Genomic DNA, 23064 nt, shown 5'->3' on the forward strand with positions numbered 1-23064 from the left:
CCCTGGGCATCTTCCTGTGGGGCGTCCTGCCCTACCTCACCCTCGCCGTCCTGATCGGCGGAACGATCTGGCGCTACCGGTACGACCAGTTCGGCTGGACCACGCGCTCCTCCGAACTGTATGAATCCCGGCTACTGCGCATCGGCAGCCCTCTGTTCCACTTCGGCATCCTCGTCGTCCTCGTCGGCCACCTCATCGGCCTCGTGATCCCCGAGAGCTGGACGACGTCCGCGGGCCTGTCCGAGAGCGCCTACCACGTACAGGCCCTCGTCCTCGGCGGGATCGCCGGCTTCGCCACCCTGACCGGCGTGGCGATCCTCGTCTACCGCCGCCGCACCACCGGCCCGGTGTTCATGGCGACCACACGCAACGACAAGACGATGTACCTGGTCCTCGTCGCCGCCATCGTCACCGGGCTCGCCGCCACCCTGCTCGGCGCCGGAGTGGCCGGAGGGGAGCACAACTACCGCGCGACCGTCTCCGTATGGTTCCGCTCCGTCTTCACGCTGCGGCCGGACACCGACGCCATGGGCGCCGCCCCCCTGTCCTTCCAACTGCACACGCTCATCGGCATGCTGCTCTTCGCCCTGTGGCCCTTCACCCGCCTCGTGCACGCCTTCACCGCACCCGTCGGCTACCTGTTCCGTCCCTACATCGTCTACCGCTCACGCACCACCGGCCTCGCGCCCCGGCCGACCCGCCATGGCTGGGAACGCGCCAATCGTCCCTGAGGCCCAATTGAGGCGCGTCCGTACATCGCCGTCATGACGCGGCGACACGGACCGCCGTGACCTTGTACTCGGGGCAGGAGGTGACGGTGTCCGCGACGTCCGAGGTGAGGCGGTTCACCCCGCTCGCGGGGAAGTGGAAGGAGGAGAAGACCTGCCCGGGGGCTGTCTGTTCACCGACGCGGACGACGAGCCGGGCTCGGCCGTGCCGACTCTCCACAGTGACGCCCTGGCCGTCTCGCAGGCCGTACCGGCCGGCGTCGTCGGAGTGAAGGTCCAGGAAGTCGACCGGATCGAGGGCGAGGTTGCCGCCGCGCCGCGTCATGCTTCCGGAGTTGTAATGCGCCCAGCGCCGCCCGGTGACCAGGATCAGCGGATAGTCGTCGTCGGGCCGTTCGCCCGGCGGGAGATAGGGGGCGGCAGCCAGGTGGGCCCGCCCGTCCGGTGTGGCGAAGCGCTCGGTGTACAGCTTGGCTTCTCCCGGCCGGTCGGGGGCGGTGCAGGGCCATGGCACGGAGCCCTCGCGGTCCAGTCGGTCGTGGGAGAGCCCGGCGAAGACGGGCGCGAGTCGGCCGCACTCGGCGAGGGCGTCGGCGGGAGTCGCGCAGGCCAGGTCGACTCCCATGGCTTCGGCGACGGCCCGAAGGGCCTCGAAGTCGGTGCGGGCCTGTCCCGGTGGGGGCACGGCGGAGCGGACGCGCTGGAACCGGCGGTCGAAGTTGACGAAGGTCCCGTCCTTCTCCAACCAGGAGGCCACCGGCAGTACGACGTCGGCGTGCTGGGCCGTCTCGGACAGGAACAGTTCGTTGCAGACGACGAGCGGGCAGGCGTCCAGGGCGTGGACGACCTGGTTCGTGTCGGGGTCGGTGGCGCAGACGTCCTCGCCGATGACCCACAGCGCCCGCAGGTCGCCGGCTCGTGCGGCGGCGAACATGTCCGGGATCCGAAGCCCTGGCCGCGGGGGGACCGGTACGCCCCAGACGTCCTCGGCCCGCGCGCGGACGGCCGGGTCGGTGACCTTTCCGTACCCGGGCAGGACATCCGGCAGGGCGCCCATGTCGGAGGCGCCCTGGACGTTGTTCTGGCCGCGCAGCGGGTTCACCCCGTAGCCCCGGTCGGTGCCCACGGCGCCGCGCAGGATCGCCAGGTTGGCCAGGGACCGCACCCCGTCGGTGCCGTGGAGGTGCTCGGTGACGCCCAAGCCGTAGACGATGGCCGGCCGCTCAGCCCTGCCGTAGAGGCGGGCGGCGGCGATCAGGTCCGCGGCCGGTACACCGGTCATGTCCGCGACGCGGCCGGGCGGGTAGTGGGCCAGCAGTTCGGTGAGTTCCGGTAGCCCGGTGGCGCGCTCGCGCAGGTACTCCTCGTCGGTCAGCCCTTCGGTGAGCAGGACGTGGGCGAGCCCGTGGAACAGCGCGACGTTGGTGCCGGGGCGGGGTCTCAGGTGCACGTCGGCGTGCAGGGCGAGGCCGACCGCGCGCGGGTCGGCGACGACCAGTTTGGCGCCGTGGAGGACCCGCCTCAGCAGCCGTGCTCCGACCACCGGGTGGGCCTCGACGGGATTGGCCCCGACCACCAGCAGGCAGTCGGCCCGCTCCACGTCGTCGAAGGTGTCGGTGCCGCCGGAGAGCCCGAAGGAAGCGGTGAGGCCGGCGGCGGAGGGGGAGTGGCAGAGCCTGGAGCAGTTGTCGATGTTGTTGGTTCCGATGACGACCCGCATGAACTTCTGGACGAGGTAGTTCTCCTCGTTGGTGGCGCGGGCCGAGGAGATCGCCGCCACGGCGTCCGGGCCGCCGGCGTCGACGGCGGTACGCAGTCCCCGGGCGACATGAGCCAGTGCCTCGTCCCAGCCGACCGGCTCCAGCACGCCGTCGCGTCGCAGCAGGGGCCGGGTGAGCCGTTCCGGGGAGGTGCGGAATCCGTGGGAGAAGCGGCCCTTCACGCACGCGTGGCCCCGATTGACCGGGCCGTCCCGGGCGGGCAGCACCGCCGTGACGTCACCGTCCTGTGCGATCACGTCGAGGGTGCAGCCCACGCCGCAGTAGCCGCATGTGGTGCGCGTCCGGGCCTGAGCGGGGTGGAACGCCGAGGTGAGTCCCCGCGCCGGTCCCGGCTGGGTGATCGCCCCCGTGGGGCAGGTGTCCACGCAGCCGCCGCAGGCCACGCAGTCCGACTCGGCCCAGGGCCCGCCGGTGCCGGGGGCCACGACGGTGTCGCCGCCTCTGCCGACCAGGGTGAGGGCGAAGGTGCCCTGCACCTCGGAGCACATCCGTACGCACCGGCCGCAGGCGATGCACAGGTCCCGGTCCAGGTGGACGTACGGGTGGGACTCGTCCCCGCCCCGGCCTCCGGCACCCTGCGCCGCCTCGGGGCCGATGCCCATCGACCGGCAGACATGGGCCAGTTCGCTGGGACTGCCGTCGGCCAGGGCCCGGGGCGGCAGTGCGGAGACGATGACCTCCACTGCGTCCCGGCGCAGCCGCACAACCTCGTCGCTTCCGGTGTCCACCCGCATGCCGGGGGAGGCCGGAGTGACACAGGCCGCCGCGATGCGCCCCTCGGCCCGCACGAGACACGTACGGCATGACCCGGCGGGACTGAGCCGGTCGTCGGAGCACAGCGCGGGCAGTTCGATCCCGGCCGCCCGCACCGCCGTGAGCAGTGACGACTCCTCGGGCACCTCGACGCCGGTGCCGTCGACCTCGATCGTGACTCCGCTCATAGTCCCCATCCCGCCAGTCGGTCCCCGTAGGCGCGGGCCAGGCTGTGCACGGCGGGCGGGATCCGCCGTCCGAAGGCACACAGGCTCGCCTCGGCCAGGACCCGCGACAGCCTCTCCCACTCTCGGCCCGGCGGCGTGTCGGCGGACGCCCATTCCAGGCCACGGCGCGAGCCGACACGGCAGGGTGAGCACGCGCCGCAGCTCTCGACCGCGGCGAACTCCCAGACGTGACGCAGCACTTCCTCCGGTGCCACTCGTTCGTCGAAGGCGACAAGACCGGCATGGCCGAGAGCGGCGCCCCGGGCCGACAGCCCTGCCTCCGACAGCGGCACGTCCAGAGCGTCGGCGGCGAGGAAGCCGCCCAGCGGCCCGCCGACCTGGAGAGCCATCAGCTCGGCGCCGTCCTTCAGACCGCCTCCCAGCTCGGTGACGATCCGCCGCACCGGTGTGCCGAGCTCGACCTCGTAGCAACCAGGCCGTGCGAACCGCTCCGAGAGACAGACCAGCTTGGTCCCCGTCTCGTCGGACGTGCCGCGCCGGGCGTACGCCTGACCGCCGTGCCGGACGATCCACGGGACGGCCGCCAGGGTCTCCACGTTGTTGACGACGGTCGGCGCGTCCCACAGCCCGCGCTCGGTCGGGTACGGCGGGCGGGGCCGGGCGCAACCGCGACCGCCCTCCAGCCCCGCGATGAGTGCGGTCTCCTCACCGGCGACGTAGGAGCCGGCGCCCTCGACGATGTGGATGTCCAGGGAGATGGCCGTCCTGTGGACCGACGGTCCGAGATGGCCGTCGGCGTACGCCTGGCGCACCGCTTCCCGCATCCGTGCCAGAGCGGCCGGATATTCGGAGCGCACCAGCACCACGCCCTGACGGGCCCCGCACGCGAAACAAGCCAGGGCCAGACCCTCCAGCACGCGGCCCGGGTCGGCTTCCATCAGCAGCCTGTCGGCGTACGAACCCGGATCGCCTTCGTCCCCGTTGGCGACGACCACGGTCCCGGGTGCGCGGCCGGCCGCCTCCCACTTCGCCGCCACGCGGAATCCGGCGCCGCCACGCCCACGCAGCCCGGACGCCGCCACCTCTCGGTGGACCTCGTCCGGAGTGCCGCCCGGCACCGTCCTCGACAACACCTGCCACGCGGGCTCACCGGAGAGCACCCCGCTCAGCAGGACCGGGTCACCGGTGTCGTCGGCCACCGGGATGTCCGGCGCCCGCGGTGGCTCCCGCCCGGCGAGCTGAGCGGGGAGGGTGGCCCCAGTACAGGGCGTGTTGCCGTCAAGGGCGGCGGGCCCCGCGTAGCAGTAGCCCAGACATCGGACGGCCTGCAGCGACACGTCACCGCTTGGTGAGGCGGTGTGTGCGGCGACACCCAGCTCCCGCTCCACCTGCCCGAGGTGCCGTCCGCCTCCTGTGGCGAAGCACGCCGTCGCAGCGCACACGCGCACGTGACGGTCGCCGTGCGGGGCGGCGAGGTCCGCGTAGTAACTGGCAGGTCCCAGCGCGGCGGCAGCAGGCAGGCCGACGCGGGCGGCGACAGTCGGCGCCCAGACCTCGGGGCCGGCCCGCGTTGCGGCCCTGGCCTCGGCCAGCGACTCGATCAGCTTGTCTCCCGGCCGCCCACGCCGGTCCGCCAACGCCCGGAAAGCATCGAAAGGCTGAGCGGATCGGATGAGGGCCATGGATTCATCGTGGCGCAAGGCGCACGCGACTGCAGCTGGGAGAGTGGCTCGGTGGGCGGGTTCGAGGTCGGTCCGGGGCTGCCACTTGGTGGGCCCGCGCTCCGGCGCCGTGCTCCGGCCACGCCCTCGGTCCTGACGTCGGACCGCCCCCCAGTACCGCCGCAACCCAACGACCGGTGAGGCCCCGTCGCACGGGCGGCCGTCCAACCTCGTTCAGGGCCTCCCGAGCGGTGACCTGTCCAGGAGCACGATCCCGAGCACGGCCGTGGCCGCGCCCAATGCCTGCACGGCCAGCGCCCAGGTGGACGAGGCGAGTTGTTCACCGAAGACGGCGACACCGATCAACACGGCGGCCATGGGCTCCATGGTGTCGATCAGCGGCAGACTGATGGCCAGCGAGCCGGCCTGGTAGGCGCTCTGCGAGAGGATCAGCGCCATCAGGCCGACGAGGGCGACGGAGTACGGCTCCCAGTGGGACAGCGCCCCAAGCCCGTCGGCCCGGAAGCGTCCCGCCGTGCTCTTGGTCAGGCTGTCGAGCAGGCCCAACAGCAGGCCGGCACCGATCGCGTAGAAGGCCGTCCGTGTCGTCGGACGGCTCCTGCGGCCGGTCTCCGCCAGTAGCACCACTGCGGCGCTGATCGCCAGGATCACGGGCATCCAGTCGCGCACCACGGGGACGGTCGCTCCTTCCGGGGCGGGCGGAAGCACCGTGAGGAAGAGGGCCACACCGCCTGCCGTGCAGGATATTCCGGCCACTTCCCGGCGAGTCAGCCGGACGCGGCGGTGTCGGGCGAGCAGCGGCAGCGCGAAGACCAGATCGGTGGCCGCGAGAGGCTGGACCAGAACCAGCGGACCGAAGGCGAGTGCGAGGGCCAGAAGTGCGAAGGAGGCGACGACCAAGACCATGCCTGCCAGCCACTTCGGTCGACGGGCCAGATCCAGCACGAGACGGAGTCGCAATGACTCCCGCGCGGGTGCCTCCCGCGCCGCCTGCTGCTGGATCACCGACCCGACTCCGAAGCTCATGGCGGCCAGCAAGGCGGCCACCACCGGGACTGCGGTGCTCATGGGCCGAATATCGCCACACGGGTGAGCACGGCCGTGTTCGACACGCGAGAACCGCGCGACCGGCCGGAGGCATGGTCAGGAGTGGGCGATGACGGCGACGGGTGCGGGCGAGTGATGCAGCACAGCATGGGTGACGGATCCGATGTGCGCTCCCGCGGGGTTCTCGCGTATCCGCCGGCCAACGACCACGAGGTCCGCGGCGGCTGCCGCGTGCAGCAACTGCAGGGCCGGGCCGCCCACGGGTGTGCTCTCCACGACCTCGACCGACGGAAACCTCGCCCGCCACGGCAGCAGGCTGTCGGCGAGGCGGCGAGCGACGTCCGGGCTCATCTCCCGTTCGGCCGCTTCGAGGGCGGCGGCGTCGCGGACGACCGGCGGCAGTGACCAGCCGTGCAGGGCCCGCAGGGTGCACCCGCGCAGTGCGGCCTCCTCGAAGGCGAACGACAGGAGGGCTTCGCAGGAATGATGGACGTCCACCCCGACGACGACGTCGCGGCCGCGGCCGTCCGGCGAGACGGGTCGCTCGTCGCCGGGACGTTGCGTCCCTCGCACGAGCACGACCGGACGCTCGGTGGCGCACACCGTGGCCAGACCGACCGATCCGATGAGGAACCCCATCACGCGGCCGAGGCCGCGCGAGCCAAGAACCAGCAGTTCTGCCACTGCCGCTTCGACGGCCAGGACCGCCGCGGGGCGGCCGGCCAGGTGCAGCTTGGTGATCTCCAGTCCCGGGTGGCGCTGGAGCACCCCGCTCGCGGCATCGGCAAGCATTTTGTCGGCCCACCGGTGCGGCTCCAGCCCGGCCACCGCGCGGGTTGCCGAGACCTGCCATTGGTCGGCGAACACCAGGCGCAGATCCGTCCCCCGAAGCAGCGCTTCGTCGGCGGCCCACTCCGCCGCGCGAAAGCTCTCGGCCGAGCCGTCCACGCCTGCGGTCAGGTGGCGAGACATGATCCGGACCTCCCTTCGGGTCGTGAGCACGACCTGGTTCCAGCGTGACACTGCGGACTGCGCGGGCAAGGCGAGTAAACCGGCAACAGACAGGGCCAGGGTGGTACCTGGTACGGGGCCGCCCCGGCGGTGCACCCGGGCCGCGCAGACCGCGACGGTAACGAGGCCGACGGCGGTCAGGATCCAGGTCAGCGCCGTCACCGCGCTCGCCTCCGCGTGATCGGCTGCTTTGGTCCTCGGACGTAGCCGGGCGCCCGGCCGTGCGGGCGTATCCGATGACGCAGCTTCGGTCAGAACGCCGGTGTCCGGGCCGCGTAGGCGGTCCACTCCTCACCGAACCGGGACGGGACCTCGCATTCTTCGCTGCGGGCCAGCCGCAGATGCACGTACACCCAGGACCGGAAACATGATCAGGGTCGGGATGGTGGGCCGTTGCAGCAGGAGGCCGATCGATGCGATCACGGCGGCCATGGCACCACCCCCTATCCGGGCCGGGGCGGTCAGGGCCGCCCTGGCCCGGTGTGGTGGTCGTGCTTGCGCAGCGGGCCCTCGTCCTGGTCGTCGCGGTGCTGATCGTGTCCGCCGTGCATGCCCTGGCCGCGCATGCTGCGCATCATGAAGAACATCATCAGCGGTCAGGCGGCGATGAGCGAGAGCCAGGCTTTCCAGCGACGCGCCGACGATCAGGCGCCGACCACGACGATCGCGGCGGCGAGGGCGTACATGCCGTAGTTGCGCTTGTCGTTCATCACGGGCCTCCTTCAGCGGAGGACCAAGGCCACAGGGGGGGGCGGCCGTGTTCACTTGGTGACTGGGCCGGAATGCAGGGCGCTCAGGCGGCGCCAGTACTCTTCTTCGTCGATCTCCCCGCGGGCGAACCGCTCACCGAGGATCTGCTCAGGTGTGGGTGCGGTGGGGGTGTGGGTGTGTTCGTGGGGCCGGTTGGCGGCACGGAAGACCAGGACAAGGGCTGTGATGATCAGCGCCCAGAACAGAACCATGCCGACCGACATCCCGAACCAGCCCCAGCCGCTGACATCGTGGCCGTACCAGAACATCATCGCCACTCACCTGCTTCGGCTCGTTTGGGCGACTGGTACGGGCGCGGAGCCCGTCCTCCGGAGCGGGCTGCTGCCGCCCTCACCTCCATTGTTCCGTTGTATAAGTGGCGCTCTTGGGCCGGACGGTCCAGGACCTGTGGGCCGTTCAGCCCCTACCCGGCAGGGGTACTTGAGCGCAGGCTGGAGAGCGACCTTCCAAGGGAGGCGAGCAGCTCATGGGTGCCCTCGATGTCGTGGTAGTCCTGGCCGCCGTGCTGTTGGTCGCCGGGCTGGGCTGGTATTTCTTCGGGCCGCGCCGGGCCGGCGCCGCCCGGGTCGAGGGCGGGGTGCAGCGGGTGGAGGTCACGGTGCGGGGCGGCTACAGCCCCGACCTGATCAGAGTCCATGAGGGCACGCCGGTGGAGCTGGTCTTCGACAGGCAGGAAGCAGGTGAGTGCACCTCCCGCGTGGTCTTCCCCGACCTGAAGGTCGGTGCTGGGTTGCCGGCCCACGCACGTACCACCGTGCGGCTGAACCCGGACAGACCGGGCTCCTTCGGCTTCGCCTGCGGAATGAACATGATCCACGGCACGCTCCTGGTCGAACCCGCCGACGGCTTCGCAGGCCCGCCACCCTCCCCCGCCGGCCACGACACCGGCACCAAGCCCGATTCTCCGACGGCCGAAGGGCCGCCCTGGGGAGAGGGCCGGACGGCGGCCGAGGCGGAGACGGCGGACGCCGCCGAGCGGCAGACGGAGATCAAGGACCTGACGCGCAGGGTGCTGCTCGGCGCGGTGCTGACCGCCCCGGTGCTGTTCGCCGTGATGGCGCACGAACTCTTCGGCGCCGACTGGGTTCCCGGCTGGATGCTCAACCACTGGCTGCAGCTGGCGCTCATCACCCCGGTGATGTTCTACACCGGCCGGCCGATCCACGTGACCGGCTGGCTGACCCTGCGCCACCGCGCCGCGGACATGAACTCCCTGATCACCCTGGGGACGACTGCCGCCTACGGCTACAGCATGCTGGTCACCCTGGTCCCCGGCCTGCTGCCCGAGGACGTGCGCGAGGTCTACTTCGAGGCCGTTGGCGTCATCCTCACCCTGATCCTGCTCGGCCGCCTGCTGGAGGCCCGCGCCAAGGCCGGCACCGGCGAGGCGATCCGGGCCCTGCTCGGCCTGCAGGCCCGTACCGCCCGTGTCATACGGAACGGCACCGAAACCGAGATCCCGGTAGAAGACGTGGCCGTTGGAGATGAGATCGTCATCCGGCCCGGGGAGAAGATCCCCGTCGACGCCGAGGTGCTCTCCGGCTCGTCCGCGGTGGACGAGTCCATGGTCACCGGTGAGCCCATGCCAGTTACCAAGCGCACCGGGGATACGGTCATCGGCGCGACCGTCAACGGCACCGGCTCCCTGCGGGTCCGCGCGGCCAGGGTCGGCGCGGATACGATGCTCGCCCAGATCATCCGCCTGGTGCAGCAGGCGCAGGCGTCCAAGGCCCCCATCCAGCGGCTCGCCGACGCGGTCTCGGCCTACTTCGTGCCGGCCGTGATCGCCGTCGCGATCGGCACCTTCGCCGTCTGGTTCACCCTCGGCCCGTCCCCCGCTCTGACCCTGGCCCTCGTCTCCGCGGTCGCCGTGCTGATCATCGCCTGCCCGTGCGCCCTGGGACTGGCGACCCCGCTGTCGGTGATGGTCGGAACCGGCAAGGGCGCCCAGGCCGGAATCTTGATCCGCTCCGCCGAAGCCCTGGAGACCGCACACAAGCTGGACACCGTGGTGCTGGACAAGACCGGCACCGTCACCGAGGGCAAACCGGTCCTGACCGACATCCACACAGCCGACGGCATCGACGAGACCGAGCTGCTGCGGCTCGTGGCGGCGGCCGAAGCCGACAGCGAACACCCCCTCGCGCAGGCCATCGTCACCGGCGTCCGCGAGCGCGGGCTGGCGTGGCCCGGGGCGACCGGCTTCGACTCGGTCACCGGCAAGGGCGTCCAGGCCACCGTCGACGGGCACGCCGTCCTGGTCGGCACCGCCCGGCTGCTGGGCGACGTCGGCATCGGCACCAGCGCACTGGACCCCGTCGCGGCCGACCTCTCGGCCGCAGGCAAGACACCCGTCCTTGCCGCGGTCGACCAACGGCCCGCCGGCGTGCTCGCTGTGGCGGACACCGTCAAGGACGATTCCGCTGCCGCCATCGCCGCCCTGCAGCGCCTGGGTGTCGAGGTCGTCATGCTCACCGGGGACAACGCCCGCACCGCCGCGGCGATCGCCGCCCAGGTCGGCATCGGCCGGGTGCTGGCCGAGGTGCTGCCCGAGCACAAGGCCGACGAGATCCGCCGCCTGCAGGGTGAGGGCCGCACGGTCGGCATGGTCGGCGACGGCATCAACGACGCGCCCGCTCTGGCCGCCGCCGACGTCGGCCTGGCCATCGGCACCGGCACCGACGTGGCCATCGAGGCCGCCGACATCACTTTGATCTCGGGGTCCCTCAGCGGGGTCGTCACCGCGATCCGGCTGTCGAGGGCCACGATGCGCAACATCAGGCAGAACCTGTTCTTCGCCCTCGTCTACAACGCGATCGGCGTCCCTCTCGCCGCAGGCGCCCTGTACCCGCTGTGGGGCCTGCGCCTGAGCCCCATCATCGCCGCCGCTGCCATGGCACTCAGCTCTCTGTCGGTAGTCACCAACGCCTCCCGGCTGCGCCGCTGGCACACTTCCCCGCTGCCGGACACCCACCCCGCGCGCGTCCAGCCCCGCGTCGAATTCGCCACCGACCGTTCCCCGGCCGGCGGCACTTCGGCCACCGAACACAACCACTCTGCCCCGCATGACCACGCCCACGAGCATCACGCCGAGGGCAGCGCGGTCACGGACCCCGTCTGCGGCATGAGCATCGAGAATGCGTCCGCGTCTCAGTCGCGGAACACCGGCACAGGCACCTACTACTTCTGCTCCGCCCACTGCGCCACCGCATTCGACGCCGACCCGGAGCGCTACACCGGCCCCATACCCGGCCGGACGCAGGAAGGAGGCGAACACCGGTGACCACGACCATCCGTTCCCACCGCCATGCCCGAGCACTGCACGTCCAGACACCGGGAAGCCTGTTGTAACTGCCCACCGCATGGCGACCGGTGAGGTCGCGAGTAGGACGAGATCAGCCGCAGCTGGAGGCAGCTTGCAAAGGCCCAGTCGCTCGGCCGGGTGAAAAGGCCGTCGGGGTGAGTCTGTCTGGTGGGGGGTTGAGTGGCACTGCGGGGTCGTCTCGCAAAGACATGGACGCCACCCAGCTAAAACCACGGGTGGTGTCCGGAACCGGCCCCAATTGGTGCCAGCGAAGCCCTCCAGGACGGCCGTCCTGGAGGGCTTCATATGCCTGGCCCGCCGGCGCAGGCGTCCTCATCGCAGCTCGTGGAGATCGGCGATGCGGCAGGGCGAGCAGGGATGACCCGCGGACGAGTCGTGGTCCTAATGCAGAATGGCGCGCCAGCGGCGCAGCAGGTCCGGCAGCCGTTTCCGCCTACCCGGCACAGGCGACACCCCCGTACGCATCGAAAGTCGGCGAGACCAGCGCAGGTCGCTGCGTCGCCACCTCGTCAACTGCACCCGTACCCCTCATGGCACGCCTGGGCAAGGCCATCGGCGTATTCGTTGATGCGTTGAAAGAGAAGGAGTCTGGCTCCTCTGCGGTTGCTGGGGGTCTGCAACTGTCCGATGGCGGCGACCACGGGCTTGGTACTTTGCTGCGCTTCGCGGAGTGCTTGGACCGGTGGACTGTGCAAATGGTCACCCTGGGTGACACGAGCCCACACAAGCGCGGTTACCGCAGCCCGGGTCACGGGGGACTCCACGTTGACAAGGCGGACCAGGCCTGCCGCGAGGCCGGCAAGGTCCTCGACAGGGACTTGCCAGGTACTCAGCCTTCGACGACGCGCGGCGAAATCCACGCGCGAGGCGTCGGCGTCCAATCCTTGCGCGACGCTCTCGACCGCCGTCTCGAATAGCGGCCACAGGCCGCCGGGCAAGAGGCTTTGCTTGAGTACGGTCAGGCTGCGTTGGGCGGTGGCCCACGGTATTCCCAGGATCGCAGCGCAGTGTGGCCAGGTCCCGCCGCCGGCCATTTCGACGAGCTTGAGGGAAGCTACTCGGCGTAGATGGCGTGGCTTCCATACATCTCCGGGATTCCACAGGGACGTCAGATCGCCGAAGTGTGCAGCGAGCCAGGCCTCCGGCAAAAGAGCAGGGACATGCTCGATTCCGAAATGGCACTGACGTGAAGGAACGTGCTTTCTGGCGTGGTGATGGCCGCCAGCGCGGTTGAAGCCAAGGGACCGCTGCGCCAGGGCCCTTGACAGCTCTGGGGAGACGTCCATGCGCCGGAATCCGGCACTGGTGTTCGCCTCGTTGCGTGTGAAAGCGGCGGTGGCGAGCGGCTGGATCCGCTCACGAAGACCCGGGCCGTCCTGGTCCCGGTCGCTGAGCAGGGTGTCCGCGGCCAGCAGCAGTGCTGCGCACTGGGCCGGGTCTTGGGGAGCGGCCCATGCATCACGGACGCGCCTACCAGGACTGTGGTTCTCGCGAAGGGCTGTCCAAGCGGCAACGTGGCGGGCAATCAGTTCGGCGACGGCGCTGGAGGGGGCAAAGCGTGCACTGTCGGGCCAGCTGAGCCGGATGAGTTGGGCGGCGGCGATCAGGTCGGAAAAGAAATGTTGGTCTTGGCTTGAGTACGTGCCGCTGGTTCCGGGTGAGTGTTGGGCGGGTGTCAGATTCCGATCGATGCGTCGTTGCAGGGCAAGCATCATGACAAGGTCGCTGTCCGGTTCCCCGGCTACGCAGCCCGTCTTGTCGAGTCGCGCTGCACACAGCGGTGTCCGGACGCCGGCACCGACAGTTCCGGGCGCGAGGTGGTGGTCGTGTCCCTTGACGTGGTGTAGGCGATCAATCGTCGGTCGTGTTGGTGGTGTTGGGGAGTGCGGGGGCGCTTTCGCCGGCTTCGGTGGGGTAGATCTGGTCCATGCTGCCTTCGGGTAGGTAGCGGCGGGGGAAGGCGATCCACTCGTCGTGCATCTCGAAGAGCACGGCGGTGACCAGTCGGAGGAGAGCGTCGTCGTTGGGGAAGACCTGGACGACATCGACGCGGCGTTTGATCTCGCGGTTGATCCGCTCCAGCGGGTTCGTGGACTGAATCTTCTTCCAGTGCCGTTCCGGGAAGGCCGCGAAGGCGGTGAGGTCGTCCTTGGCGTCCAGGAGCATCTGCTTGACCTGGGGAAACTGTGCGCCCAGCATGTCGGCGACCGTGTCGAGCTGGTTGCGGACGGCGTCCTGGTCGGGCTGGGCGAAGATGGTGCGGATCGTCGCGGCGACCATTTCCGCGGCGTCCTTGGGGATCACGCCGAAGACATTGCGCAGGAAATGAACCCGGCAGCGCTGGTAGGCCGCGCCGATCATGACCTTGCGGATCGCCTTGACCAGGCCCGAGTGGTGATCGCCCAGTACGAGTCGGACACCGCCCAGACCGCGTTCGCGCAGGTGACGCAGGAACTGGGTCCAGAACACCTCGGTCTCGCTGTCGCCGACCATCACTCCCAGCACCTCGCGGCCGCCGTCCTCGGTGATGCCGGTGGCGATCACCACGGCCCGCGAGACGATCTGGTGCGCGACCCGTGCCTTGCAGTAGGTCGCATCGAGGTAGACGTAGGGGAAGCGGGTGTGGTCCAGGGGCCGGCCGCGGAACGCGGTCAGCTGGGTGTCCAGGTCCGCGCAGATCCGTGAGACCTCGCTCTTGGAGATCCCGCTGTCCGCACCCAGCGCCTTGACCAGGTCGTCGACCGAACGGGTGGACACTCCGTGCACGTACGCCTCCATGATGACGGCGAACAGAGCCTGGTCGATGCGGCGGCGACGCTCCAGCAGGCTCGGGAAGAAGCTGCCCGAGCGCAGCTTGGGTATGGCCAGGTCCAGGTCACCGGCCTGCGTAGTCAGCGTCTTGTCGCGGTGCCCGTTGCGCAGCGCGGTGCGTGTCTCGGTGTGCTCGTTCCACTCCGCACCGATCCTCGACGTCGCCTCGGCCTCGATCAGCTCCTGCAGCATCCGCTCGGCCACGAAACGGACGAGTTCGAGTCCGTCCGCCGAACGCAGTGACTCCAGCAGCCGAAGTAAGTCATGCTGGGACAGGGCCATCATGCACCTCCTGGTTGAACTGGCCGTTTACCAGGGAGAGTTGCATGGTGGCCCGCCTGCCGGGCAGGGAGCGGAATCCCTATCGACACACGCCCCGGGGCGTACGCCCCAACGTTGATCGGCTACACCACGAAGCGGGACGCCATCCAGATGCATTGCATGAGCCCGGGCAACGGCCTCCAGGCTGCAACGCGCGACCAGGGTCCCGAATGGCTGTGGACCGTCTTCTGCCGCCCGAAGCAACTGCTCCTGGAGTTGCAGTGGGTCGGTCAAGCGCCTTCTACCGGCCGAGAACGTATCGATCAGGCCAACTACATGGTCGCGCCAACCAGCAACGACCGCATAATTCCACCCGGCAACCAGTGCGACCTCGGCAGCAGCGGCGAACTTGACGTCGTCTTCAGGCTCGATCCGCTCCGAAGGCCGCACGTCGATGAGCCACGGCGTGCCATCGGTCAGCAGAAGATAGTCCGGGATGTGTTCGACACTGCCTTCGACGCTTCGGAAGCGCAGACGGAACGGCTGAGCAAGAGCCTCCACCAGAGAACACGAGAAGTCCGCTGCCAGAAGGAGGAGTTCCTCCTCGAAACTCTCGAAGCCATGGTGCCGCTCGGTACTGACCAGATATCCGAGGCCGGGGCGATGCCACTGATCGGTACGCCAACTGAAGCGGCGGACAGGAACACTCGAGAGCAAGTCGACCTCGCCCAGGTCTCTGACGGCACAGCCGACCAACGTCCGCCCGAAGCGCCAGGCCGTAGTCCATCGGGCACTCCAGTCGGGCGGCATGACCAGTTGACCGACCGCATCAGCCGAAATGGCATGCATACGGGCGAGATCGTGCAGTGTCGATGTGTCCGACCAGGGGACATCAGCGCTCGATGGGCCAACTGGCGCGTGATCGAGCAGCGCGGGCTGGGGAGCCACGTCTCCGCCTTACATGCCGAGAGTGCGATGGGAGGGCGAAGATCATCGTAGAGGTCATTGGATCTCCGTCGCGCCAGCGCGCCCGGCGTTGCCAGCAAGGGCTCGCGGCATCGGTGTCTCTCACCGGTCACTCCAGTAAAGGTTGCACGGCAGCGACTCCGAGCGGAGGAGGGCGGACGGTCTGGTGGTGCGCTCACAGCAGCAGCGTCGTTGGCCATGAGGAGAATGATCCAGCGGCGCCCTGGGGAGGATCCGAGGTGACGTCGTGGTGGGGGATGTGCCGATGCAGACGAGTGAAGGAGCCGGGAGGGGGCCTTCTCCGGTGCAGGGTAGGAAAATCAATGAATCTGTACGGATGTGCCAAGAATCCTCGGCAGACCGCGCACCGTGCTGCTGAAGCTGGTTGGCAAAAGCGCAGGTCAACGTGATGCTCAGGAGACACCTAGCGGTTGTGGTCACACCTGCCCGCATGACGGGTGATCCGGGGCTGTTCACCCCACGGTCCGTGACCTGGCAGCTGCACGGCGACCCGATGATGTGGATCGCCGGTATCCGCGCGCTCCACCTCCAGGCCCTGCACCCGCGCGCGGTGCGCGGGGTCATGCAGAACTCCGACTTCCGGCGCGACGCCTGGGGCCGGCTGATGCGCACCGCCAACTTCGTCGGCACCACGACGTACGGCACCACCGAGGCCGCCGAACGGGCGGGCGCCCGCGTCCGGAAGATCCACCGCATGCTGCGGGCCACCGACCCGGAGTCCGGGGAGGAGTACCGGATCGACGACCCCGACCTGCTGCTGTGGGTGCACTGCGCCGAGATCGACTCCTATCTGCACGTGCTGCGCCGCTCCGGCTACCCGCTCACGGACGCCCAGGCCGACCGGTACGTACGCGAACAGCGGACCAGTGCCCGCCTGGTCGGCCTCGACCCGGACGCCGTACCGGCCGACCGGGCCGAACTGGCCGCCTACTTCGAGAAGGTACGGCCCGAACTCGCCGCCGGACCCGAGGCCAGGGACGTCGACGCCTTCCTTCGCCGCCCGCCGACACCCCCGGCGCTGACGCCGTTGCGCGAGCTGCTGTGGGCCCGGGTCGCCGGGCTGGCGTACGCGTCCCTGCCGTCGTACGCCCACGCGTTGTACGGCCGCCCCGCCCCCGCCCCCGACGCCGTCACCCGCCGCCTGCGCCACACCGGCACCCTGCTGCGCGCCGTCCCGGCGCGGGTGCGGTGGCAGCTTCCGCCGAAGCACATCCTGCGCGCCATGGCCCGACTCGGCCCGGCCGCCCGCCCGGCGCCGTACAAACTCGAACCATAGGTCGCCATACTGGTCGGGCCAGGCCCTGTGGTCAGATTCCCGCCGTTCGCCCGGAGGGCAGGCGGGAATCCGACGACAGGGCCCAGGGGAGGGCGGCTCACAGTGACGGGGGCGACGGCGCGCGATGGGGGAGACCAGGCTGATCCAGGGCCGGTACCGGCTGCTGGACGTGATCGGGCGCGGTGGCATGGGCGAGGTGTGGCGGGCGCGCGACGAGTCGCTCGGTCGGCACGTCGCCGTGAAGTGCCTCAGACCCCTCGGCCCGCACCACGACCAGTCCTTCACCCGTGTCCTGCGCGAAAGGTTCCGCCGCGAGGCCCGGGTGGCCGCCGCGCTGCAACACCGCGGGGTGACCGTCGTCCATGACTTCGGCGAGTCCGACGGGGCGCTGTTCCTGGTGATGGAGCTGCTGCAGGGCCGCAACCTCAGTGAGGTGCTGGAGGACAACAAGCACCATCCGCTGCCGGTCCCGGACATCGTCGACATCGCCGAGCAGGTCTCCGATGCCCTGGCCTACACCCACCGGCAGGGCATCGTGCACCGGGACCTCAAGCCCGCCAACATCGTGCGGCTCACCGACGGCACGGTGAAGATCTGCGACTTCGGCATCGCCCGCCTCGGCGCCGACATCGGCTACACCTCCCGGCTGACCGGCACCGGCGTCGCCATGGGCACCCCGCACTACATGTCGCCGGAGCAGATCGGCGGGGACGAGGTCGACCAGCGCAGCGACCTGTACTCGCTGGGCTGCGTGCTGTACGAACTCGCCACCGGGGTGCCGCCGTTCGACCTGGGCGAGGCGTGGGCGATCCTCGTCGGCCACCGCGACACCCCGCCCGAGCCGCCCCGCACCCACCGCGCCGACCTGCCCGCCTACCTGGAGCAGATCATCCTGGAGCTGCTCGCCAAGCTCCCGGAACAACGGCCGCGCGACGCCACCGAGTTGGGCCGCAGGATCGGCGCGGCCCGGACCGCTCCGGCGTATGCGCCGACCGTGATCAGCGCCGAGCCGGCCGCCCGTGCGGAGCGGCTGCCGTCCTGGAGCCACGGCATGACCACCGGCCCCAAGGCGGTCGGCACCGCGCTGCGCACCCCGCCGCCGGACGCCGGCGCCGGACTCGCCGGTGAGTGGATCGCCCGCCCCACCACCGGCCCCGCCCCCCTTCCGGTGCCGGACACCCCTCCCGACCCGCCGGGGGACGCGCTCACCACCCTCGCCGGACGCCACAACGCGGGCCTCAGCCTGGCGCGGCTCGGCCGCTGGGCGGAGGCGGGCGAGGTGCACCGCGCGGTCGCCGCCGAACGCGAACACCTCCTCGGCCCCGACCACCCCGACACCCTCACCAGCCGCTACGAGGTCGCCTTCACCCTCAGCCGCACCGGCCGCGCCGCCGACGCCCTGCGCGAGTACACGCACGTCGCCCGCGTCCGCGCGCAGGTGCTCGGCGCCGAGCACCCGGACACGCTCGCCGCCCGGCAGGAAACGGCATACGTGCTGGGCCAGTTGGGCCGTCCCCTGGAGGCGCACCAGGAGTACACCTCGGTGCTGGCCGTGCGGGAGCGCACCATGGGCGCCGACCACCCCGACACCCTGCGCTGCCGCCACAACCTCGCCTTCAACCTCAGCAGACTCGGCCGCCTGGAGGACTCGTACCGCATGGCCTGCGACGTGGCCGAGGCCCGCGCCCGGGTGCTCGGGCCCAGTCACCCCGACACCCTGGTCACCCGGTACGAAGTCGCCTACGCGCTCGGCCAGTTGGGCCGCTGGCCGGAGGCGCTGGACACCTACCGGGAAGTCGCCGAGGCCCGCGCCCGGGCGCTCGGCCCCGACCACCCCGACACGCTCGCCGCCCGCTACGAGACCGGCATCAGCCTCGGCCGCCTCGGCCGCAGCGCCGAGGCGCTCAAGCTCTACCGCGACCTGATCGACGACCGCACCCGCGTCCACGGCCCCACCCACCCCGAGACCCTGCGCGCCCGGCACGGCCTCGGCGTCAACCTCGGCCGCCTCGGCCGCTGGGAGGAGGCCCTCGCCGAGTCCCGTGACGTGGGCGCGATCCGCGAGCGCGTCCTCGGCCCCGACCACCCCGACACCCTGGTCAGCCGCCGCGAGGTCGCCGTCGGCCTGGGCTGGCTCGGCCGCTGGGCCGACGCGCTCACCGAGTACCGCACGGTCGCCGACACCCGCGAACGCGTCCTGGGCGCCGACCACCCCGACAGCCTCGCCGCCCGCAACGACGAGGCCCACTGCCTGGAGCAACTCGGTCGGGGCAACGAGGCGGTGGAGCTGTACCGCAGGGTCGCGGAGCTGCGCCGGCAGCGGGACTCCCACGGGGGCTGACCTGGCCGGGCCCGCTCTGGCCGACCCGGAACGGCGCGTGTTACCAAGAACCATGCCTGCACACGAGGGATCCCGCGCGTACGACGCCGTCATCGTCGGCGGCGGCCACAACGGCCTGGTCGCCGCCGCCTACCTGGCCCGCGCCGGACGGTCGGTCCTGGTGCTGGAACGGCTGGACCACACCGGCGGTGCCGCCGTCTCCACCCGCCCCTTCCCCGGCGTCGACGCCCGCCTCTCCCGCTACTCCTACCTGGTCAGCCTGCTCCCGCAGAAGATCGTGCGCGACCTGGGCCTGGACTTCCGCCTGCGCACCCGCACCATCTCGTCGTACACCCCCGTCGAACGCGACGGCCGGCCGACCGGACTCCTTGTCGGCGGTGGCGAGGAGCGGACCCGGGAGGCCTTCGCGCGGCTGACGGGCGGGGAGCGTGAGTACGAGGCCTGGCAGCGCTTCTACGGCATGACCGGCCGCGTCGCCCAGCGCGTGTTCCCCACGCTGACGCAGCCGCTGCCCACGCGGGACGAGCTGCGCCGGCGCATCGACGACGAGGACGCCTGGCGGATGCTGTTCGAGGAGCCGATCGGCGTCGCCGTCGAGGACCACTTCGCCGACGACCTGGTCCGGGGTGTCGTCCTGACGGACGCGCTGATCGGGACGTTCGCCGACGCGCACGACGGGGAGCTGCGCCAGAACCGGTGCTTCCTCTACCACGTGATCGGCGGCGGCACCGGCGCCTGGGACGTCCCCGTCGGCGGCATGGGCGCCCTGACCGGCGCGCTCACCGCCACCGCCCGCGAGGCGGGCGCCGTCATCGCCACCGACCACGAGGCCCTACGGATCGACACCGACGGCCGCACCGCCGAAGTCACCTACCGCACGCACGACGGCGAGGGCGTCGCCGTCGCCCGGCACGTCCTGGTGGGCGCCTCCCCGCAGGCGCTGGCCGCCCTCACCGGCGACACACCGCCCGCGCCCGCCGAGGGCGCCCAGCTCAAGGTCAACATGCTGCTCACACGGCTGCCGAGGCTGCGCGACACCTCGGTCGACCCGCGCGAGGCGTTCGCCGGAACCTTCCACATCGCCGAGGGGTACGAGCAGCTGGCCACCGCCTACGCCCAGGCCGCCGCCGGCGACCCGCCCGCCGCCCCGCCCTCCGAGATCTACTGCCACTCCCTGACCGACCCGTCGATCCTCGCCCCGGACCTGGTCGAACGCGGCTACCACACCCTCACCCTGTTCGGCCTGCACACCCCCGCCCGGCTCTTCGCCCCGGACAACGACGCCGTCCGCGACGCCCTGCTGAAGCCGACGCTCGCCCAGCTCGACGCCCACCTGGCCGAACCCCTCGCCGACTGCCTGGCCACCGACGCCGAGGGACGGCCCTGCATCGAGGCGAAGACGCCGCTCGACCTGGAGCGCGACCTGCGGCTGCCCGGCGGCAACATCTTCCACCGCGAGCTGTCCTGGCCGTACGCCCAGGAGGGCACGGGCCGCTGGGGCGTGGAGACCCGGCACACCAACGTGCTGCTGTGCGGCGCGGGCGCCGTGCGCGGCGGCGGGGTGAGCGGGGTGCCGGGGCACAACGCGGCGATGGCGGTGCTGGAGGACGGCGACAGCTCGTCCCGGTGACCCCGCTGAGGCCTCGCGCGCACCGGACCCGGCTTGATGCCGGTCCCGGGGCGCGCGATCCTCGTACACATGGTGACGTCGCCGCTCGACGACGCGGCGCGAGCGACCACGGCCGGGGACGCCGTGGCGGTGGTCGATACGCGCGGCATCATCACGGGCTGGAGCGAGGGGGCGCGCCTGCTCACCGGCCACCCGGCCGAGGAGGTGACGGGCCGCCCGGCCGCCGACCTGGTGGACGGGGACGCCGTCACCGCCTGGCACGCCCTGCGGGAGACGGGCGCCGCCGTGGTGCCCGTACGGCGACGGGACGGACGACGCGCCGACCTGGCGCTGCGCGCCTGCCCACTGGCGGGCGCCGACGGGCAGGCCCAGGCCTACGTCGTCACCGCGTGCCCCGACGAGCGGACGCGCCTGCTGGGCGAGCTGGCGTTCCAGCAGGCGTCCATGTCGATGTCCGTCTTCGACACCGCGCAGTGCTATCTGCGGATGAACGAGGCGGGCTGCCGGGTCATGGGCAGACCCGAGGCGGAGTTCCGGCACCGCTATTACCCGGACACCGTGGAGAACGCCGAGCACAGCCGCGGCTTCCTGCATCATCTGAAGCTCGTGGTGGAGACGGGCGAACCGCTCCGCTACGAGAGCTGGACCCGCTCCCCGTCCGGTCGCCGTATGCATGCCTGGAACACCGAGATGTGGCCGGTGCGGGACGCCTCCGGCGAGCTGATCGGCACCGCGCTCGCCGCGTTCGACAGCAGCGAGCAGCACTGGGCCCGGCAGCGGCTGGCGATGCTGAACGAGGCCGCCGAGAGCATCGGCACCAAACTCGACGTCGTGCACACCGCCCGCGAACTGGCCGAACTGGCGGTGCCCCGGCTCGCCGACTTCGCCAGCGTTGACCTGCTGGACTCGGTCCTGCAGGGCGAGGAGCCCGCCGTCGGCGTGGTCGGCGCCGACGTGGTGCTGCGCCGGGCCGCCCACCACTCGCTCACCCCCGGGGTGCCGGAAGCCGCGATCGACCTCGGCGCGGAGGACGTCTACCCGCCCGAGTCGCCGCCCGCCCGCGCCCTGGCCACCGGCGCCTGCGTGCTCACCCGGACCGGCGAGGCCGACCTCGACACCTGGCTCGCCCGGCACGAGGCCCGCACCGCCGTGCTGACCGGCGCCGAGCGGCCGGAGTTCTCGCTGATGGCCGTCCCCCTGATCGCCCGGGGTACGACGCTGGGCGTGGCCGTCTTCGTCCGCAGCCTCACCCCCGAGGCCCCCGACGCCTTCGACCGCGACGACATCTCCCTGGCCCAGGAACTGGCCAGCCGTGCCGCCGTGTGCGTCGACAACGCCCGCCGCTACACCCGCGAGCGGACCACCGCCCTCGCCCTGCAACGCAGCCTGCTGCCGCAGGCGGTGACCGGACAGGCCGCGGTCGAGTGCGCCTCCCGCTATCTGCCGGCGCTGTCCCAGGCGGGCGTGGGCGGCGACTGGTTCGACGTCATCCCGCTGTCCGGGACCCGGGTGGCGCTGGTCGTCGGGGACGTCGTCGGCCACGGCATCCACGCCTCCGTGACCATGGGACGGCTCCGTACGGCGGTGTGGACCCTGGCCGACGTCGACCTGCCCCCCGACGAACTCCTCACCCACCTGGACGACCTGGTCGGCCACCTCGCCGGCGACGACAACCAGGCGGCCGGCGAGTTCGGCGCGACCTGCCTGTACGCGGTGTACGACCCGGTGTCCCGGCGCTGCACGGTCGCCGCCGCCGGCCATCCGCCGCCCGTCGTCCTGCTGCCCGACGGGACCGCCGAGGTCGTCGCGATGGCCGCCGGACCGATGCTCGGCGTCGGCGGGCTGCCCTTCGAGGCCAGGGAACTGGAACTGCCGGAAGGTTCCGTCCTGGCCCTCTACACGGACGGCCTCGTCGAGGCCCGCGACTTCGACGTGGACGCGGGCACGGACGCCCTGCGTGTCGCGCTCGCCGCACCCGCTCAGAGCCTGGAGGACATCTGCGACACCGTCCTCAAGTCCCTGCTTCCCGACAGCCCGGCCGACGACGTGGCCCTGCTCATCGCCCGCACCCGCGCCCTGGACGCCGACCAGGTGGCCGTGTGGGACGTGCCCGCCGACCCGGCGATGGTCGCCACCGCGCGGCAGCACGCCACCGACCAGCTGACCAGCTGGGGGCTCGACGAGGCCGCGTTCGTCACCGAGCTCGTGGTCAGCGAACTGGTCACGAACGCCATCCGCTACGGCGGCGCCCCCATCCAGCTCCGGCTCATCCGCGACCGCGCCCTCATCTGCGAGGTCTCCGACGCCAGCAGCACCTCGCCCCACCTGCGCCGGGCCCGCACCTACGACGAGGGCGGCCGTGGCCTGCTGCTGGTCGCGCAGCTGACGCAGCGGTGGGGGACGCGGCCGAGCGGGACGGGGAAGACGATCTGGGCGGAGCAGGCGTTGCCGGTCGCTTGAGGAACGGCGTTG

Annotated in this window: 14 protein-coding genes; 7 read left to right on the plus strand and 7 right to left on the minus strand. The window is 71.3% G+C overall.

The genetic code is table 11. The features are described from left to right. Positions 1-2: 2 nt before the first annotated feature. Positions 3-731: a respiratory nitrate reductase subunit gamma gene (gene narI / locus HJD23_RS41330; protein WP_197972402.1), complete on the plus strand. Its 729-nt coding sequence runs from the start codon at positions 3-5 to the stop codon at positions 729-731. A gap of 31 nt (positions 732-762) precedes the next feature. Here the strand turns inward: narI and fdhF are convergent, their stop codons facing one another. The 5 genes from fdhF to HJD23_RS41355 form a co-directional block, all read right to left on the minus strand. Then, complete coding sequence (gene fdhF / locus HJD23_RS41335; RefSeq protein ID WP_171109876.1) at positions 763-3450, minus strand: formate dehydrogenase subunit alpha; 2688 nt, start codon at positions 3448-3450, stop codon at positions 763-765. Further along, the gene (locus HJD23_RS41340) at positions 3447-5132 is read right to left on the minus strand and encodes an NAD(P)H-dependent oxidoreductase subunit E (RefSeq protein ID WP_171109875.1); all 1686 of its coding nucleotides are present in this window, start codon (positions 5130-5132) and stop codon (positions 3447-3449) included. Before HJD23_RS41340 ends, fdhF begins: the two co-directional genes overlap by 4 nt. 213 nt (positions 5133-5345) lie before the next feature. Continuing rightward, positions 5346-6200: a DMT family transporter gene (locus HJD23_RS41345; RefSeq protein ID WP_171109874.1), complete on the minus strand. Its 855-nt coding sequence runs from the start codon at positions 6198-6200 to the stop codon at positions 5346-5348. Positions 6201-6275: 75 nt separating this feature from the next. Next, positions 6276-7151 carry a universal stress protein gene (locus HJD23_RS41350; protein ID WP_171109873.1) on the minus strand — a complete coding sequence of 292 codons (876 nt, stop codon included), beginning with the start codon at positions 7149-7151 and terminating at the stop codon, positions 6276-6278. A gap of 800 nt (positions 7152-7951) precedes the next feature. Continuing rightward, a complete protein-coding gene (locus HJD23_RS41355) occupies positions 7952-8212 on the minus strand; it encodes an SHOCT domain-containing protein (protein ID WP_171109872.1) in 261 nt (86 codons plus the stop codon). A 215-nt stretch (positions 8213-8427) separates the two neighbouring features. Here HJD23_RS41355 and HJD23_RS41360 point away from each other — a divergent pair, with 215 nt between their 5' ends. Beyond that, on the plus strand, positions 8428-11244 hold the full coding sequence (locus HJD23_RS41360; protein WP_171109871.1) for a heavy metal translocating P-type ATPase: 2817 nt from the start codon (positions 8428-8430) through the stop codon (positions 11242-11244). Positions 11245-11795: 551 nt separating this feature from the next. Here HJD23_RS41360 and HJD23_RS41365 read toward each other — a convergent pair. Together HJD23_RS41365 and HJD23_RS41370 are read right to left on the minus strand one after the other, a co-directional pair. Beyond that, a complete protein-coding gene (locus HJD23_RS41365; protein WP_171109870.1) occupies positions 11796-13001 on the minus strand; it encodes a hypothetical protein in 1206 nt (401 codons plus the stop codon). Between the two features lie 136 nt (positions 13002-13137). Beyond that, positions 13138-14379 carry an IS256 family transposase gene (locus tag HJD23_RS41370; RefSeq protein WP_171134154.1) on the minus strand — a complete coding sequence of 414 codons (1242 nt, stop codon included), beginning with the start codon at positions 14377-14379 and terminating at the stop codon, positions 13138-13140. A 114-nt stretch (positions 14380-14493) separates the two neighbouring features. Here HJD23_RS41370 and HJD23_RS41375 point away from each other — a divergent pair, with 114 nt between their 5' ends. The 5 genes from HJD23_RS41375 to HJD23_RS41395 all read left to right on the plus strand — a co-directional run bounded on the left by HJD23_RS41375 (position 14494) and on the right by HJD23_RS41395 (position 23052). Continuing rightward, entirely contained in the window at positions 14494-15357 is an 864-nt protein-coding gene (locus tag HJD23_RS41375) for a hypothetical protein (RefSeq protein ID WP_171115898.1), read from the plus strand. Between the two features lie 418 nt (positions 15358-15775). Next, positions 15776-16621, plus strand: a complete 846-nt coding sequence (locus tag HJD23_RS41380) for an oxygenase MpaB family protein (RefSeq protein ID WP_171115900.1) — start codon at positions 15776-15778, stop codon at positions 16619-16621. 124 nt (positions 16622-16745) lie between these two features. Beyond that, complete coding sequence (locus HJD23_RS41385; RefSeq protein WP_171115902.1) at positions 16746-18962, plus strand: serine/threonine-protein kinase; 2217 nt, start codon at positions 16746-16748, stop codon at positions 18960-18962. Between the two features lie 52 nt (positions 18963-19014). Then, entirely contained in the window at positions 19015-20592 is a 1578-nt protein-coding gene (locus HJD23_RS41390; RefSeq protein WP_171115903.1) for an NAD(P)/FAD-dependent oxidoreductase, read from the plus strand. Positions 20593-20661: 69 nt separating this feature from the next. Further along, entirely contained in the window at positions 20662-23052 is a 2391-nt protein-coding gene (locus HJD23_RS41395) for a SpoIIE family protein phosphatase (RefSeq protein ID WP_171115905.1), read from the plus strand. The last annotated feature ends 12 nt before the right edge of the window (positions 23053-23064 follow it).

Origin of the sequence: Streptomyces sp. Z423-1, assembly GCF_013009255.1 — a bacterium.
Lineage (GTDB): Bacteria > Actinomycetota > Actinomycetes > Streptomycetales > Streptomycetaceae > Streptomyces > Streptomyces gossypiisoli.